We start from the raw sequence: 13643 nt of genomic DNA, 5'->3' as shown, positions 1-13643 counted from the left end.
TTTAGTTTGTTAGCATTTGTTTAACAGCTCGATTGAAGCACGCCGGATTATCCATTTGTAACATGTGTCCGGCGGCTTCAATCATTTTAATTTTCACATTAGGTATTTTATTTCCCACCTCAGCCACATTCTGTGTGGTCATTCGCGCATGTAGGTATCTATTTGGAATCAAAAAATCACTTTCACCAAAAAGTACATAGGTTGGAACCTTAATTTGATTCAAATCATCAAAGACTGGATGCGATAGCATTCCTTTGACTCCCTTTTCTCTTACTTTGGTATATTCTTTAAACCATGAAGCTTCTTTGGCATTGATCCGGTCCTGAATCATTTCCTCAGCCAGCGGTGGCATATTCACAAAGTTGAACTTGTAAGCAGCACGTATTTGATCTTCTGTGTGACTCATTAAAACTGTGGCACTTGAGAATTGCTTCAGCGTTGTGGCCTCTTCCTCGGAAAATGTTTCAAATCCTGCCGGAGCAGCTAATATCAATTGGCTCAGCCATCGTGGGCTTTTTAGTGCAGCCACTATACTGACCTGTCCGCCCATGGAATGTCCCATCAGAATTACATTATCCAGATCCAGTTTTTTTACAAACGCGTCGAGCGAGCGAGCAAAAAAGTCCATATAATCTTCCTCATCAAAATCTCTCAAAGTAGACTGGCCGTATCCGGGTAGATCCAGCGCTATGCATCGATATGTATCGCTTAACCCATCGATAGATGGATACCAGTTTTTGATGTAACCACCCAGACCGTGTACCATGACAATAACGGGTGCATCTTCAGGCCCTTCATCCACATAGGCAATTTGTATTTTATCGAAGATGGTTTCTTTTTTAACTGCATATTTATAGTCTGGCATGAATTCATCTTTTTGAGCAATAGTGAACTGCGCTAAACATAGGATCGATAAAGTGATCAGGCTGATTTTCATGCGATCAATACTTTTTCTCTTCTTGACTTAGCATACGCATACAATATCAGGCCTAAAACCAAGGATCCTAAAATAGCAAGCGTCGATGCGATAGCTGGATTTCTCACCTCTTCTTGCATATAAGGAGTGAGCCTTCCATAGTACACTGAAAAGTGAATAACAATGGCCGAGATTGAACTTATAAATGGAATATGTACGGGCACCTGCTTTAAAAACGTCCCAAAAAGGACGGGAACAAAAGCTGCAGAGAAATAGGCGTAAACACCATTCTGAGCAAAAATTCCTACACTTAAATCTGGAGATATCAACTGTTGCCAACTAAATGAAAACGATACCACCGCAAGAAACACTATGGTAAGTCTATTTAGAATCACAGGCTGAATTTTAGGCTCACCAAAAATGGGCTGAATCACATCCTGCGTGATGGTTGTACTTAGACTTTGAATCAAGCCTTCTAAAGTAGATAGACCCGCAGAAATCAATCCCATTACTACAATAATTCCAATCCCAGCTGTGAACTTTTTAACTACATATGCTGAAAGTACTCCATCGAGGCTGAGCAGGCTGCCGTCTACAGTTAGATTAGGAAATTCAAGTCTGGCATACAGACCTACAAAAACTACGAGGAAGAAAAGGAATTCAACAATTACACCTACAATCAGGTAAGTATTTACCTGATTGTCCTTTTTTAGTAGGAGTGATTTTGTTATGATATGTGGTTGACAAACGATGGCAATACCCACAACGATTTGACAAAAAATTATCTCGAAGTAATCCCTAAACATGGGGCTAGCTGGGTTGGTCCCTTGTGTCAATACTGGGTCTATTGTTTTCAGTTTTGCCAAAAAGCCATCAATGCCATTTGAGAAATGCTCAAAACCAGACGTGAGCAAAATGAAGGCAACCACAATCATCAATGAGGCCTGAATCATATTGGTATACACCATGGAGTTAGCTCCACCAAACATCATGTATCCAAACACAAATACCACCGCCGAAATGAGAACATATATTTCTTCTACATTTAATGCCTTTGACAAGAGCTTACTAAGGCCTACACATATCAATACAATGAATGTGATGAGTAACAATGAAACGAAACCGAAAAAGAGCGCATAATTTTTATTCTTATATCGACTTCCAATCCACTGTGCCATGGTTAGTGCTTTTACTGTAGTCCCAACCTTCCTGAAACCTTTGGTGATTACGATTAGTGAAACCAGTGCTGATATGGAAAGAACTAGTCCAAATGAAAGAAATCCGCTGATTCCATAATACGCGATAAATCCAGGATTAATAATAAAAGTCGCTGCACTGGTCATGGAAGCCGCAAGTGCAAGTCCTACTGCAATTGGGGAAAAAGCTATATTGCCTAGAGCGTAATCCGAGATGTTCTTCGTCTGAATAGCACCTCTAATCACAAAGAAGAGAATAAGCGCCATGTAGGCGATAACTGCTATCCAAACATATTCAGCAAAACTCTCTGAAGCCATTTTTTTCACTTAATCCAGCTACCAATTTTTGTTTATTCGATGGGTTTGGCAACTGAACTCAGGTGAAAGAAGATTTTTTTAAGGTGAACAGAACCTTTGTCGTGGTGAAGGGAAAATCCTCAATAAATCGCTGGATTTTTACGCAAAAAACAAAACAAACTCTCGTTAAGCCGCAGAAATTAAGAAATTCATATTATTGAGAGTCGTTTCATGAGATCCTCTCGATAGGTTTTTCCGATGGGGATGTTCTTATCCGAAATCTGAATATAGTTATCCTCAATGGCCTGAATGTGCTCAACATTAACAATGTATGAACGGTGCACTCGCATAAATTTTGACACTGGAAGTTTTTCTTCAAGCGTCTTTAGTGAATAGCTCAAGATATAGTTGCTCTGCTTTGTCATCAAGATGGAATAAATATCATTAGCCTCAATGTATCTCACATCTTCAAATTGGAGTTTTTCCAGCCTGTTTTTCACTTTCACGAATAAGTGCGACTCGCTAACCACCGTGTCTTCTTTATGGTTTCCTGCAGCCAGATGATGTCTATGCAAGGCAATTTCGATTGCCGATACCAGCTCATCATCGTCGAATGGCTTAATCAAATATCCATCCGGATTGGTGAGCTTGGCGCGCTCCAGCGTCTTTTGATCTCTGTCAGAAGTCAGATAGAGAACTGGCGTGTTGGTTTTGTTCTTGATTAAGGATGTTACCTCAATGCCGTCCATGAGACCAGCAAGATTGATATCCATAATCACTATATCAGTTGGTTGTTGGGTGAGTGCTTGCAGCAGCTCCTCCCCGGATTCACTGATCCCTAAAACCTCATAGCCTCGCTCTTCAAGTGTGATAGTTAAGTTCTTTGCTACCACAAAGTCATCCTCAGCGATGAGTATCTTAGTTTTTCCCTCAGACATTCTTCAAATGTAATCGCAAATTCACAACTAAGGCTGTCGAGATTATATTGCAGGTTAATATTGACTTTGAATGTGAAAAGACTTGCAATAATCATATTCGTTCTTCTCATCTTCAAGAGTGCTTATACACAAGGACTTTTCCTGGATAGCCTATTGAAACAGCGAATTGACTCTTCCGAGTTTAATAGCGAAAATTGGTATTGGACGAGTTATGCTCTGGAAGAAGAAAATAGTTTTGTAGAAATCCCTGGGTGGAGTCACATAATTGTTTATGATGGAGATAAAGTTCATCGGAGTGGCACACTGCTTCAAGGAAAGAACAAAAGCTATTTTTCTTATAAGAATATCATACAAACAGAAAATGATTTATTGTTAATAAAGCTAAGAGGGGACCATCCGCTTTTCGAATTGGAAAACTCGCCGATCTCACATTTTACATCAGCCTCTTGGCGAATGCAGGAACGGCAAAGGTTGATTACTCATGGTCTATTTTTCGGGATTTTGATAGTGATGGCTCTTTATAATTTAATGATCTATATGGCAGTAAAAGATCAGAGTTATCTCTGGTATGTATTGTCCATTATCGGCTTTGGTCTCTATATGGCTTTCTACTATGGATTTTCGTATGAGCATTTCTGGCCTTCGAAACCGTATTGGAATGCATACTTTTTTGCTTTGATAATTCCCTTGACCAACATCAGTCGAATACTATTTACAAAGACATATCTCCACACTGATCAATATGTCCCTAAATGGAATACCTTCTTTAAGGTCATTCTGATTCTGTATCTTCTACCGATACTCATGTGGTGGGTTAGCTGGTTCGAATTAAGGGATTGGTTAGTTGAAACCAATTATGTCATCGGATTACTTGGTGCAGTAACGATGACTGCTATCACGCTAACAAGTATTATTGTTTACAAACGAGGGTACAAGCCAGCTCTTTGGTTTTTAGTTGCGTTCGCACTATTTAATATCGGCGGTATCCTTTTCATTTTACGCGAATTACACTACCTATCTGACAATTTTCTTACAAGGTATATTGTTCAAATTGGTGCCGTTGCGCAGGTTGTCTTATTTTCTTTGGGGCTCTCTGACAGATTGAATAGAACGAGAAAAATGCTAGCGATGGAAACCATTGAAAAAGAAAAAATAGCGAGGGAAAAGGAAATGGAAAAGAAAAAATTGGCGGAGAAGCAAAAAGACGAATTGGAAACTCAGGTGAAAGAAAGAACTAGTGAATTAGAAGACATACTCCGTCAGTTAAAAATATCAGAAGGTGAATTAAGAGAACTAAATCAGCTCAAATCCAAACTATTTTCTATCATTTCTCACGAGCTCAAAAGTCCACTCACTACTGTAGATTCTTACCTTAACCTTTTCATCAATCATTACAATAAACTATCTCCAGAAGAGATTTCAGAGCTTAGTGACAAAACTCGTTTTTCACTGCAAAATCTAACCTTACTAATGGATAATCTACTCTTGTGGTCCCAATTGCAGCAGGATAGCCTTAGTTTCAATCCTATCAAAGTTGATTTAAGAAAGGCAATTGACAAGTCAATTAAGTTGTTTTCGCTTATGATCGAACAGAAAAAGATTCGTATTGAAATAGACGCTGCTATTGATGAAATTGTACTCCAGGCGGATAAAGATATGACTGAATTTGTGGTGAGGAACTTAATTCACAACGCTATCAAGTTTACTCCTAAGAATGGTCGAATTAAAATGAGTGCCAAAAATGAAGGTAAATGCTCCAGCATATCAATCATTGATACTGGCATTGGTATGACTAAAGACATGATTCGTCAAATTTTAGAACAAGAAGAAGGCTTTACGCGTACTGGAACAGAGCAAGAAAAAGGGTCAGGTATTGGCTTGCTAATGTGTAAAGATTTCATCGAAAAGAATGGAGGAAAACTTGAAATTAGTACTGATAAAGGAACCAACGTTACTTTTTATTTGCCTCAACATATACCGCATTAAATATTCCTTTTTTAAAAATTTTGACTTGTTTTTCGCAAAAGCCCGAACTTAAAACACTACCACGAATATTAAGTAGTTTACGAGTCTCCAGCCTGGTGGAAAGTCTGAAAAACCAGAGCATAATTTTTGAAAGGAATTGGTTTGTGCGCTCATTATCGAAATCTACGATTACCAATCTACCTTTGTTCTTCATGAACTTCTTACATTTTACAATTGCATTCTGAAGATTGTATCTATTGAAACAATCAAGAAAAAAGGGACAAATGATCACATCATATTTTTCATCTGTTTTAAAAAGTAGGAAGTCCTCCTGAATAAAATTGATCGCGCTATTTACTTGTCTATTTTTGGCTTGGTGAATCATTTTTCGAGATTTCTCAACATAGTCAATTGACTCACACAGTGGTAAATGTTCAAGAAGCTCCCCCGTGCCTCCCCCAATGATCAACACATGATCAGTATCCCTAATATTCTGAAGGTGTACCAATTGAGCTTTTAGCAAAGACTTGCCAAAAACCAGTTTGGCAAGCTCATCATAAAAAGTTGCAATGAAATTAAAATCATTCACAGCCATTCAAAGAGAATTGGTACTAAAAATACTCCATCGCCAACAGCACGATACAGCTTATTCCTTCCGAAATACCCTGAAAAAAGAATCATAAATCCATAAATGCTAAAACCAATGAAGAAATAGATATGCGTAATATCAATTAAAAGGAATGATAAAGCCAGGCCTATTGATATCAACAATAGCATCATTCTCTCAAGTTTGATTGCATTCATTTGGGTAGCAATTGACTGAAATCCATCCTTTTCATCTTCGATTTTTTCATACCAGCTGAATATCGTCAAGTTGACGAATGTCAATAAGAATAAAAGCAAAAAACTAGTCAAATGAAATGTCCAGCTTAAGAACATTGGCACCATTAAAATACCCATTGAATAAACTAATGCCACGTATAACTCCTTAGATAGCCATCTGGATAATCTTTGCTGAACCAATAAATAGATAAAGGAAAAAATGGCGAGAGCTAAACCACCGAGAAAAATAACTACCGGAATAAAGAAAATTAGTGGAGTGATTCCGATTAATAACAGGACAAAAACAATTATCAGTGTTTTTCGATGCGTTCTATGAAAAACATAGCGCTCGCGAGTGGAGGATGCTGAATTTTCTGCATCTCGCAAATGATCCGCAGTGTAAATAAGCCAGACTGTGGCGGCTAAAAGCACGTACACTTCCCAACCTGGATTGACCTGAAATTGGGCACAAAAAAATCGGAGCAGTATTACTACTCCGATTACAATATCTAGGGATAAGATTTGAGCAAACCGATATGCTCGGCCAATCATTACGATTGAGCCAATGCCTCAGCTCCGCCAACAATCTCAAGGATTTCCTTAGTAATGGCAGCCTGACGCGTACGGTTGTAAGTCAATCTTAGTTCTTTGAGAAGCTCATCAGCATTTTCAGTCGCTTTATCCATTGCTGTCATTCTTGCTCCGTGCTCTGATGCATTAGATTCTAACAATGTTTTGTAAAACTGAATTTTTAAAGACTTTGGAACTAGTTCCTCAAAGATGAATTCTTTTGAAGGCTCGTAGATGTAATCCACACCTCCAAAATTCTCTTCACTTTCTTCAACTTCTATTTCCTGAATCGGTAGGAATTGCTCTTTATTTACAATTTGTGTAGCCACATTCTTGAACTCGTTATAAACGATATCCACTCGATCATATTTCCCATCGATAAAGTTTGCCATGATCATTTCAGCTGCCTCCATAGCATCAGCAAAGTTCAGCTTCTCTATCAGGTGTGAAAATTCACCTATCACTTGGTACTTCCTTTTAGAGAAATGCTCGAAGGCTTTCTTCCCTATTGGTAAGATTTCCAAATTCCCAGTTGCTTCAGATTCACTGTACTTTTCAGCAATTAGTGCTTTTGTTATTTTAAAAACACTACTGTTGAAAGCTCCGCACAATCCTCTATCAGAAGAGACCACCACAATCAATACTTTGTCGATAGGACGTTCTTCTGAATAAGGACTATCACCAGAGTCTGCATCTCCCGCTGATACATTCTGAATAATTTCAGAAAGCTTCTGAGAATATGGCCTCATTTGAATGATACGATCCTGGGCACGTCTCAACTTCGCAGCCGCCACCATTTTCATGGCTTTAGTGATCTGTTGTGTTGAAACAACCGACTGAATCCTACCTTTTACTTCTTTAAGATTGGCCATCTGTTCTTATTATTTTTTGTATCTAGAAGCAATATCTTTAGCGATTTCCTCTGTTTTGGCAACAGCTTCTTCACTCAACTTACCCGCTTTAAAGTCGGCCAATGCACTTTTACCAGTTGTTCGCATAGTATTTATGAATTCTACTTGAAACTCTTTTGCGTTGTTTACTGGCACTGGATCTAGAAATCCTTTCGTAGAGGCGTAAATGATAGCAACTTGCTCCTCCACCGGAACTGGAGAAAACTGAGGTTGCTTTAATATTTCCTGATTTTTTCTACCTCTGTCAATCGTACGCTGAGTAGCTGCATCTAGATCAGAACCAAATTTGGCAAATGCCTCTAGTTCACGAAATTGGGCTTGATCAAGCTTCAATGTACCTGCTACTTTCTTCATTGACTTTATCTGGGCATTACCTCCTACTCTAGATACTGAAATCCCAACGTTAATTGCAGGTCTGATACCCGAGTTAAATAAATTGGTTTCAAGGAAGATTTGACCATCAGTAATCGAGATTACGTTGGTAGGGATATATGCAGATACGTCACCTGCTTGCGTTTCAATAATTGGAAGTGCAGTCAATGACCCACCACCTTTTACTTTTCCTTTCAACGATGGAGGAAGGTCATTCATTTGGCTAGCAATAGAATCATCATTGATCACTTTTGCGGCACGCTCAAGAAGTCTTGAATGAAGGTAAAATACATCTCCTGGGTATGCTTCACGTCCCGGAGGTCTTCTTAGTAGAAGCGAAACCTCACGATACGAAACTGCTTGCTTAGAAAGGTCATCATAAACAACCAAAGCAGGTCGACCGGTATCCCTAAAAAATTCACCAATCGCAGCTCCCGTAAATGGTGCGAAGAATTGCATAGGAGCAGGATCAGAAGCAGACGCATTAACGATTACTGTATATTCCATTGCCCCAGCTTTCTCCAGCTGTGCCACTATTCCTGCAACTGTTGATGCTTTCTGTCCAATCGCTACGTAAATACAAAATACTGGCTCTCCTTTATCGAAAAATTCTTTTTGGTTAATGATCGTGTCAATAACCACAGCAGTCTTTCCCGTTTGGCGATCACCGATTACCAATTCTCTTTGACCTCTTCCTACAGGAATCATTGAATCAATAGCGGTGATACCCGTTTGAAGTGGCTCACTTACTGGCTCTCTGAAGATTACTCCTGGTGCCTTTCTCTCGAGTGGCATTTCGAATGTTTCTCCAGTGATCTCTCCTTTTCCATCGATAGGGATACCCAAGGTATTAACTACTCGACCGCACATACCGTCTCCAACTTTGATCGAAGCGATCTTACCTGTTCTTTTTACAGTATCGCCTTCGTTTACATTACTTGAATCACCAAGAAGTACAGCTCCAACGTTATCTTCTTCCAGGTTTAGTACTAGTGCATTCAGACCATTTTCAAACTCCAAAAGCTCTCCAGCTTGTGCGTTTGCTAGTCCGTAAATTCTAGCTACACCATCACCTACTTGCAGTACTGTACCTACTTCTTCGAGCTCAGCTTCGGTTTTATGACCAGAAAGTTGCTCTCTTAAAATTGCTGAAACCTCATCAGGTCTTACTTGTGCCATAATTTTATTTGTTTAGCCTGTCGGCTTTAGTGTTATTTATTTTTCGAAAACTTCAGTTTGAGTTCTTTCAATTGGCCGCTTACGCTATCATCAATCTGCCGATCTCCAACTTTAAGAATATATCCACCTACTATCTCAGGATTTACTTTTTCCTTCAATAGAGGCTCTTTACCCGTAATGTCTTTTGCTAGTTTCTCGAATGCTTTTTTCATTTCAGCATCCAATTCAATACTTGTCGTTACTGATACTTCAGCCAATCCTTTCTTGATATTATACAGATGCAAAAATTCCTCGGCAATATCTTCCAGCAGACTCTCACGATTTTTTTTCGTGATAATGTCAAAAGCCTGAAGTGTGAGCTCATTCACTTTACCTGAGAAAATCTTCTTGAGAATATCAGCTTTTCTCAAGTGTGGTATAATTGGACTCTTAAGCATTAGCGAGAAATCTTTGCTTTCTTCACACACGGCCTTGAAAGATTCCATGTCTGCTTTAACCGCATCGAGGATTTTCTTGTCTTCAGCCAACTCTAAGATTGGTGTTGCATATCGAACCGCTATTCTGCTTACAGACATCCTTAATTAACTTTTACGTCTTTGATAAACTTGCCAACCAAAGCTCTCTGAGACTTATCATCCGAAAGTTTCTCTCGAAGAACTTTTTCTGCTATCTCCAGAGATAATGAAGCAACCAAATCTTTTACCTCAGTTAAAGCAGCTTTTTTCTCCACTTCAATAGCTTCTCTTGCATCCTGGATCATCTTAGAAGTGATGTCTGATGTTTCAGCCTTAGCATGATCAATAATATGAACAGATTCTTCTTTAGCCTCTTTTAGAATAGCATCTCGCTCTATTCGTGCCTCTTGAAGGAGGTATTCATTGTCAGCTTTGATTTGCTCCATCTCTTCTTTTGCATTGTCAGCAGCTCTAAGAGAATCTTCAATCTGATGCTCGCGTGCCTTAAGCGCACTTAAGATTGGCCTCCATACGAAGCCTCGTAGGATAAATAGTACTATTAGGAAAATGATCAGTTGCCAAATGATCAGTCCAATGTCGGGGGTAACTAATGCCACGATATATAATATTTAATAGTAAATGTCTTTTTTAAAAACCTGGCCATGCCACCTAATGTGGTCATAGCCAAGTTTGATAAGGATTAATTTCCTGATCCAGCCAATAGTCCAACTACAACGCCGAAAAGAGCCGCACCCTCAATAAGGGCTGCTGCAATAATCATTGCTGTTTGGATTTTACCAGCTGCTTCTGGTTGTCTTGCAATACTTTCAGTAGCTCCTTTACCGATCAAACCGATACCAAGACCTGCTCCCAATACTGCTATACCTGCTCCAATTGCTCCCATGATTTATTATTTATAGTTTAAAAATTGGTTCTAAAAAATTAATGATGCTCCTCTACTGCTTGTCCAAAATATAATGCAGATAAAAGCGTAAACACATATGCCTGCAACACGGCAACAAATAATTCTAACATATTCATCACTGTGGCAAAAACTGCCCCAACTATACCAATCGACAAACTTTCAAAAATGAAAGCTAGACTTATGATACTTAGAATTAGTATGTGACCTGCTGTGATGTTCGCAAATAGTCGAATCATCAATGAAAATGGTTTGGTGAAAATTCCAATGATTTCTACCGGCCATAGAATAAGATAAAGTAGAATCTTACCTGCCCACGGCATGGATTTTCCTAAAGGATCCACAATATGCAGCCAGTAGGTTTTTCTACCTGAAAATGTCGTTATTAAAAGCGTAATTACAGCAAGCGTAAGCGTCACCGAAATATTTCCAGTAAGGTTAGCCGCTCCTGGCAATAAGCCTAGAAGGTTTCCAAACCAGATAAAGAAAAATACAGTTAGTAGGAAAGGCATGAACTTCCCATACTTAGGGCCGATGTTTTCTTTGGCTATATCATCCCTGATAAACATGATGATAGGTTCGAAAAATGATTGAATGCCACGCGGCGCTCTGCCTGCATTTTTCTTGTATCCCCTTGCTACAGCGGTGAATACCAATATCAACAGTGCCGCATCAATGAATAGGAATAATACATTCTTCGTAATTGAGATGTCAAAAACATGAGCACCACTCTCTAGCGTTATGTGATCATGATCCATTATGTAACCATTAAATGGGACTACTTCCTCATGATTATAAAAATTGGATGATGAGAAGATATCAAGACCTTTTTCTTCCGAATACACAATAACCGGAAGGTGCACGGTCATTCCGTGATATATTTCCCACACATGAGAATCTGAAATGTGATGGTTGATCAACTCACTCGGATCGAATTGCTCATTTTCTCCATCGCCTTTAGAGCCACTATCGGCCCAAACCAGACCTGGCAGAATGAGTAGCAATAATGCTAAAAACTTGTTGATTTTCAGAAAGTTAGATTGCCTCAAAATTGCGCCTATTTTCATCGGAGATTAGTTCGTTCCTCAATTTCGGCGCAAGTTAGTCAATGCCTCAACTATTTCAAAGATCATGTATATCAAATAGAGGATAATAAACTGGACTACAAGATTGAGCTTATCAGGCTGTGAGTAAATAAGCACAAGTACTAAAACCATGGAGGATAACAGCCTGACAACAATTTTCACCATGGACATCTGCACCTGCCATTCTTTAGGAGCCCATCTATCGAGTCTAAACAGGACAAAAGCTTGCGTGGCAAAGAAGAAAACCATCAATTGAAAGGCCGGATGAAAATCAATACTTTCAGAAAAGAAATACTCAACTAATAGTAGTGCGGTAGTTATTGCAACTAATGCAAGCCATTTCATTTTCATTTTAAAGACTTTAATAGGAGCCAAATAGTACCCGCAATTGCAAGAAATGTGGCAATCAAAATAATGACGGGACTCGTAGAAAGGTAATCGTCCAAATAATACCCACCCATAATTAAGACAAGGTTCAAGACGATAAGTTCCAAAACCAAGGCATAATACCTCATGAAAGACCTATCCTCTTTTTTAAAGTGGTTGTCAGGCTTTGAGGGCTTGAGGTTGATCTGCTTCTTCGGGCTTTCCAATTTTTATCTCTTTGCTTTTAACGCCCATTTTACATTTTCCATTAAAGGTAGCACCTGATTCAACAAGCAATTTATTTGTGATGATATCACCATCAATAGTTGCTGTGGCTTTCAGTACTAATTGCTCAGTTACTTCAATTGTACCAGTGATGTGTCCAGCAACCTCAGCGTTCTGAGCTAGTACACTTCCATCAACTTGAGAGGAATGACCAAAAGCAGCTTTGGATTTGGTTTTAATATCCCCAACCACTTTTCCTTCTACACGAATGTTACCAAAAGTTTCAATACTTCCATTTACGATCGTGCCTTTCCCAATAATATTACTAGAGTTACTTAACTCCTCTACTTCTTTTTGATTCTTGTTCAACATAGCGTGATTTTATAGTGCAATATACTCTTGTGGGTTTACAGGGTTACCATTGTGCCATAATTCTAAATGCAAATGAGGCCCTGAAGTAAGTTCGCCTGTATTCCCGATAGTGGCTACTACTTCCCCAGCAGCCACAAAATTACCAACGTTTTTAAATAATTCCGAATTGTGTTTGTATACAGAAATTAAATTGCCTGGGTGTTGAATAGCTAAAATATAACCTCCATCCAGTGTCCATGAAGACATTATTACAACACCGTCAGCAACAGATCGAACAGGTTCATTCTCTTGAGCAACCATATCCACACCATAATGATCGCTTTTAGGGTTAAAAGCATCGGTAATTATTCCGTCCAGTGGACTAAATAGATAAATATCCCTTAATTCATAAATATTTGATGATACTGCGATGGGAAGCGCCGTGATATCAGCCAACTCCGAGTCTTCAAACTCAGCTCTAAATTGAGAATCTAATGGCTGTATTGTTTCACTTAACTCTGCTGGCTGCAAATTAGATTCCAGGCTCACTTCTAAAGTCTGATCTATTTCTTCTCCGGCTATAATTCTTCTAACATTTTCAATGTAAATATTCTTATTGCTGACTTCTTGCTCTAGTGAATCAATTGTCATGGATAGTTCTAAAACCTGACGATTAGCCTCCATTTGAGCATGTCTTGGGTCAAGCCATTGCTCCAAAGCAACAGTAACTAAGTACACAGCCAGGGAAAGTAACAATAGGCCTACCGCCGCTAGAATAAGGAAAAGCCTAGCATAGTTGAAGCTAAAAGTTGTCTTTTCAGCAAAATTCTCTTCATTACGGATAATGAGTAGATATTTATTCGTCAGCCAATTGCTAAATGTTTTTCTTGCAGCCATAAAAAATTGCAAATTAAGCGCACAAAGGTATGCAATCAACCCATGTTTTATCTTTACACCAATATCAATTTCATTGCGTTATTAATTGAACCAGGCTAAATCTATTTTGAAGAATTATTTTCCCATAATCGTATTTTTTATTGTAACAGGTTGTTCTCCCTATAAAAACAATCCTT

General features: G+C 38.8%; 15 protein-coding genes. 1 reads left to right on the top strand and 14 read right to left on the bottom strand.

All coding sequences use genetic code 11. The features are described 5' to 3' along the window. Nucleotide 1 precedes the first annotated feature (1 nt). From ABJG98_RS12935 to ABJG98_RS12925, 3 genes are all read right to left on the bottom strand, one after another. A complete protein-coding gene (locus tag ABJG98_RS12935; RefSeq protein WP_348279942.1) occupies nucleotides 2-937 on the bottom strand; it encodes an alpha/beta fold hydrolase in 936 nt (311 codons plus the stop codon). Beyond that, complete coding sequence (locus ABJG98_RS12930; RefSeq protein ID WP_348279941.1) at nucleotides 934-2430, bottom strand: sodium:solute symporter; 1497 nt, start codon at nucleotides 2428-2430, stop codon at nucleotides 934-936. The genes ABJG98_RS12935 and ABJG98_RS12930 overlap by 4 nt, the downstream gene beginning before the upstream one ends. A gap of 188 nt (nucleotides 2431-2618) precedes the next feature. Next, complete coding sequence (locus tag ABJG98_RS12925; RefSeq protein ID WP_348279940.1) at nucleotides 2619-3347, bottom strand: response regulator; 729 nt, start codon at nucleotides 3345-3347, stop codon at nucleotides 2619-2621. 72 nt (nucleotides 3348-3419) lie between these two features. Here ABJG98_RS12925 and ABJG98_RS12920 point away from each other — a divergent pair, with 72 nt between their 5' ends. After that, nucleotides 3420-5333: a sensor histidine kinase gene (locus tag ABJG98_RS12920; RefSeq protein WP_348279939.1), complete on the top strand. Its 1914-nt coding sequence runs from the start codon at nucleotides 3420-3422 to the stop codon at nucleotides 5331-5333. On the opposite strand, the gene ABJG98_RS12915 is transcribed toward ABJG98_RS12920, so the two are convergent. From ABJG98_RS12915 to ABJG98_RS12865, 11 genes are all read right to left on the bottom strand, one after another. Further along, a complete protein-coding gene (locus ABJG98_RS12915) occupies nucleotides 5299-5907 on the bottom strand; it encodes a class I SAM-dependent methyltransferase (RefSeq protein WP_348279938.1) in 609 nt (202 codons plus the stop codon). The genes ABJG98_RS12920 and ABJG98_RS12915 overlap by 35 nt on opposite strands. Continuing rightward, nucleotides 5898-6686 (bottom strand): hypothetical protein, encoded by a 789-nt coding sequence (locus ABJG98_RS12910; RefSeq protein WP_348279937.1) that lies wholly within the window; start codon nucleotides 6684-6686, stop codon nucleotides 5898-5900. Before ABJG98_RS12910 ends, ABJG98_RS12915 begins: the two co-directional genes overlap by 10 nt. Further along, nucleotides 6686-7576: an ATP synthase F1 subunit gamma gene (gene atpG / locus ABJG98_RS12905; protein ID WP_348279936.1), complete on the bottom strand. Its 891-nt coding sequence runs from the start codon at nucleotides 7574-7576 to the stop codon at nucleotides 6686-6688. The genes ABJG98_RS12910 and atpG overlap by 1 nt, the downstream gene beginning before the upstream one ends. 9 nt (nucleotides 7577-7585) lie before the next feature. Beyond that, complete coding sequence (atpA, locus tag ABJG98_RS12900; RefSeq protein ID WP_348279935.1) at nucleotides 7586-9166, bottom strand: F0F1 ATP synthase subunit alpha; 1581 nt, start codon at nucleotides 9164-9166, stop codon at nucleotides 7586-7588. A 32-nt stretch (nucleotides 9167-9198) separates the two neighbouring features. Then, nucleotides 9199-9741: an ATP synthase F1 subunit delta gene (atpH, locus tag ABJG98_RS12895; RefSeq protein ID WP_348279934.1), complete on the bottom strand. Its 543-nt coding sequence runs from the start codon at nucleotides 9739-9741 to the stop codon at nucleotides 9199-9201. A 2-nt stretch (nucleotides 9742-9743) separates the two neighbouring features. Beyond that, nucleotides 9744-10238: a F0F1 ATP synthase subunit B gene (gene atpF, locus ABJG98_RS12890; protein ID WP_348279933.1), complete on the bottom strand. Its 495-nt coding sequence runs from the start codon at nucleotides 10236-10238 to the stop codon at nucleotides 9744-9746. Between the two features lie 83 nt (nucleotides 10239-10321). After that, nucleotides 10322-10525: an ATP synthase F0 subunit C gene (gene atpE, locus ABJG98_RS12885; protein WP_348279932.1), complete on the bottom strand. Its 204-nt coding sequence runs from the start codon at nucleotides 10523-10525 to the stop codon at nucleotides 10322-10324. Between the two features lie 38 nt (nucleotides 10526-10563). After that, nucleotides 10564-11610 carry a F0F1 ATP synthase subunit A gene (gene atpB, locus ABJG98_RS12880; protein ID WP_348279931.1) on the bottom strand — a complete coding sequence of 349 codons (1047 nt, stop codon included), beginning with the start codon at nucleotides 11608-11610 and terminating at the stop codon, nucleotides 10564-10566. Between the two features lie 18 nt (nucleotides 11611-11628). Continuing rightward, nucleotides 11629-11973 (bottom strand): hypothetical protein, encoded by a 345-nt coding sequence (locus tag ABJG98_RS12875; protein ID WP_348279930.1) that lies wholly within the window; start codon nucleotides 11971-11973, stop codon nucleotides 11629-11631. 201 nt (nucleotides 11974-12174) lie between these two features. Then, nucleotides 12175-12591 carry a polymer-forming cytoskeletal protein gene (locus ABJG98_RS12870; RefSeq protein WP_348279929.1) on the bottom strand — a complete coding sequence of 139 codons (417 nt, stop codon included), beginning with the start codon at nucleotides 12589-12591 and terminating at the stop codon, nucleotides 12175-12177. A 9-nt stretch (nucleotides 12592-12600) separates the two neighbouring features. Then, nucleotides 12601-13467 carry a M23 family metallopeptidase gene (locus tag ABJG98_RS12865; protein WP_348279928.1) on the bottom strand — a complete coding sequence of 289 codons (867 nt, stop codon included), beginning with the start codon at nucleotides 13465-13467 and terminating at the stop codon, nucleotides 12601-12603. Between the last annotated feature and the right edge of the window lie 176 nt (nucleotides 13468-13643).

Origin of the sequence: Ekhidna sp. (genome assembly GCF_039960695.1) — a bacterium.
In the GTDB taxonomy this organism is placed as follows: domain Bacteria; phylum Bacteroidota; class Bacteroidia; order Cytophagales; family Cyclobacteriaceae; genus Ekhidna.
This window is presented reverse-complemented; position numbering and strand designations above follow the sequence as displayed.

Coding starts and splice junctions, on each gene's coding strand:
- ABJG98_RS12935 (WP_348279942.1), bottom strand. CDS start 937: ATGAAAATCAGCCTGATCACTTTATCGATCCTATGTTTAGCGCAGTTC.
- atpE (WP_348279932.1), bottom strand. CDS start 10,525: ATGGGAGCAATTGGAGCAGGTATAGCAGTATTGGGAGCAGGTCTTGGT.
- ABJG98_RS12865 (WP_348279928.1), bottom strand. CDS start 13,467: ATGGCTGCAAGAAAAACATTTAGCAATTGGCTGACGAATAAATATCTA.
- ABJG98_RS12910 (WP_348279937.1), bottom strand. CDS start 6,686: ATGATTGGCCGAGCATATCGGTTTGCTCAAATCTTATCCCTAGATATT.
- ABJG98_RS12915 (WP_348279938.1), bottom strand. CDS start 5,907: ATGGCTGTGAATGATTTTAATTTCATTGCAACTTTTTATGATGAGCTT.
- ABJG98_RS12870 (WP_348279929.1), bottom strand. CDS start 12,591: ATGTTGAACAAGAATCAAAAAGAAGTAGAGGAGTTAAGTAACTCTAGT.
- atpA (WP_348279935.1), bottom strand. CDS start 9,166: ATGGCACAAGTAAGACCTGATGAGGTTTCAGCAATTTTAAGAGAGCAA.
- atpH (WP_348279934.1), bottom strand. CDS start 9,741: ATGTCTGTAAGCAGAATAGCGGTTCGATATGCAACACCAATCTTAGAG.
- atpG (WP_348279936.1), bottom strand. CDS start 7,576: ATGGCCAATCTTAAAGAAGTAAAAGGTAGGATTCAGTCGGTTGTTTCA.
- atpB (WP_348279931.1), bottom strand. CDS start 11,610: ATGAAAATAGGCGCAATTTTGAGGCAATCTAACTTTCTGAAAATCAAC.
- ABJG98_RS12875 (WP_348279930.1), bottom strand. CDS start 11,973: ATGAAATGGCTTGCATTAGTTGCAATAACTACCGCACTACTATTAGTT.
- ABJG98_RS12925 (WP_348279940.1), bottom strand. CDS start 3,347: ATGTCTGAGGGAAAAACTAAGATACTCATCGCTGAGGATGACTTTGTG.
- ABJG98_RS12930 (WP_348279941.1), bottom strand. CDS start 2,430: ATGGCTTCAGAGAGTTTTGCTGAATATGTTTGGATAGCAGTTATCGCC.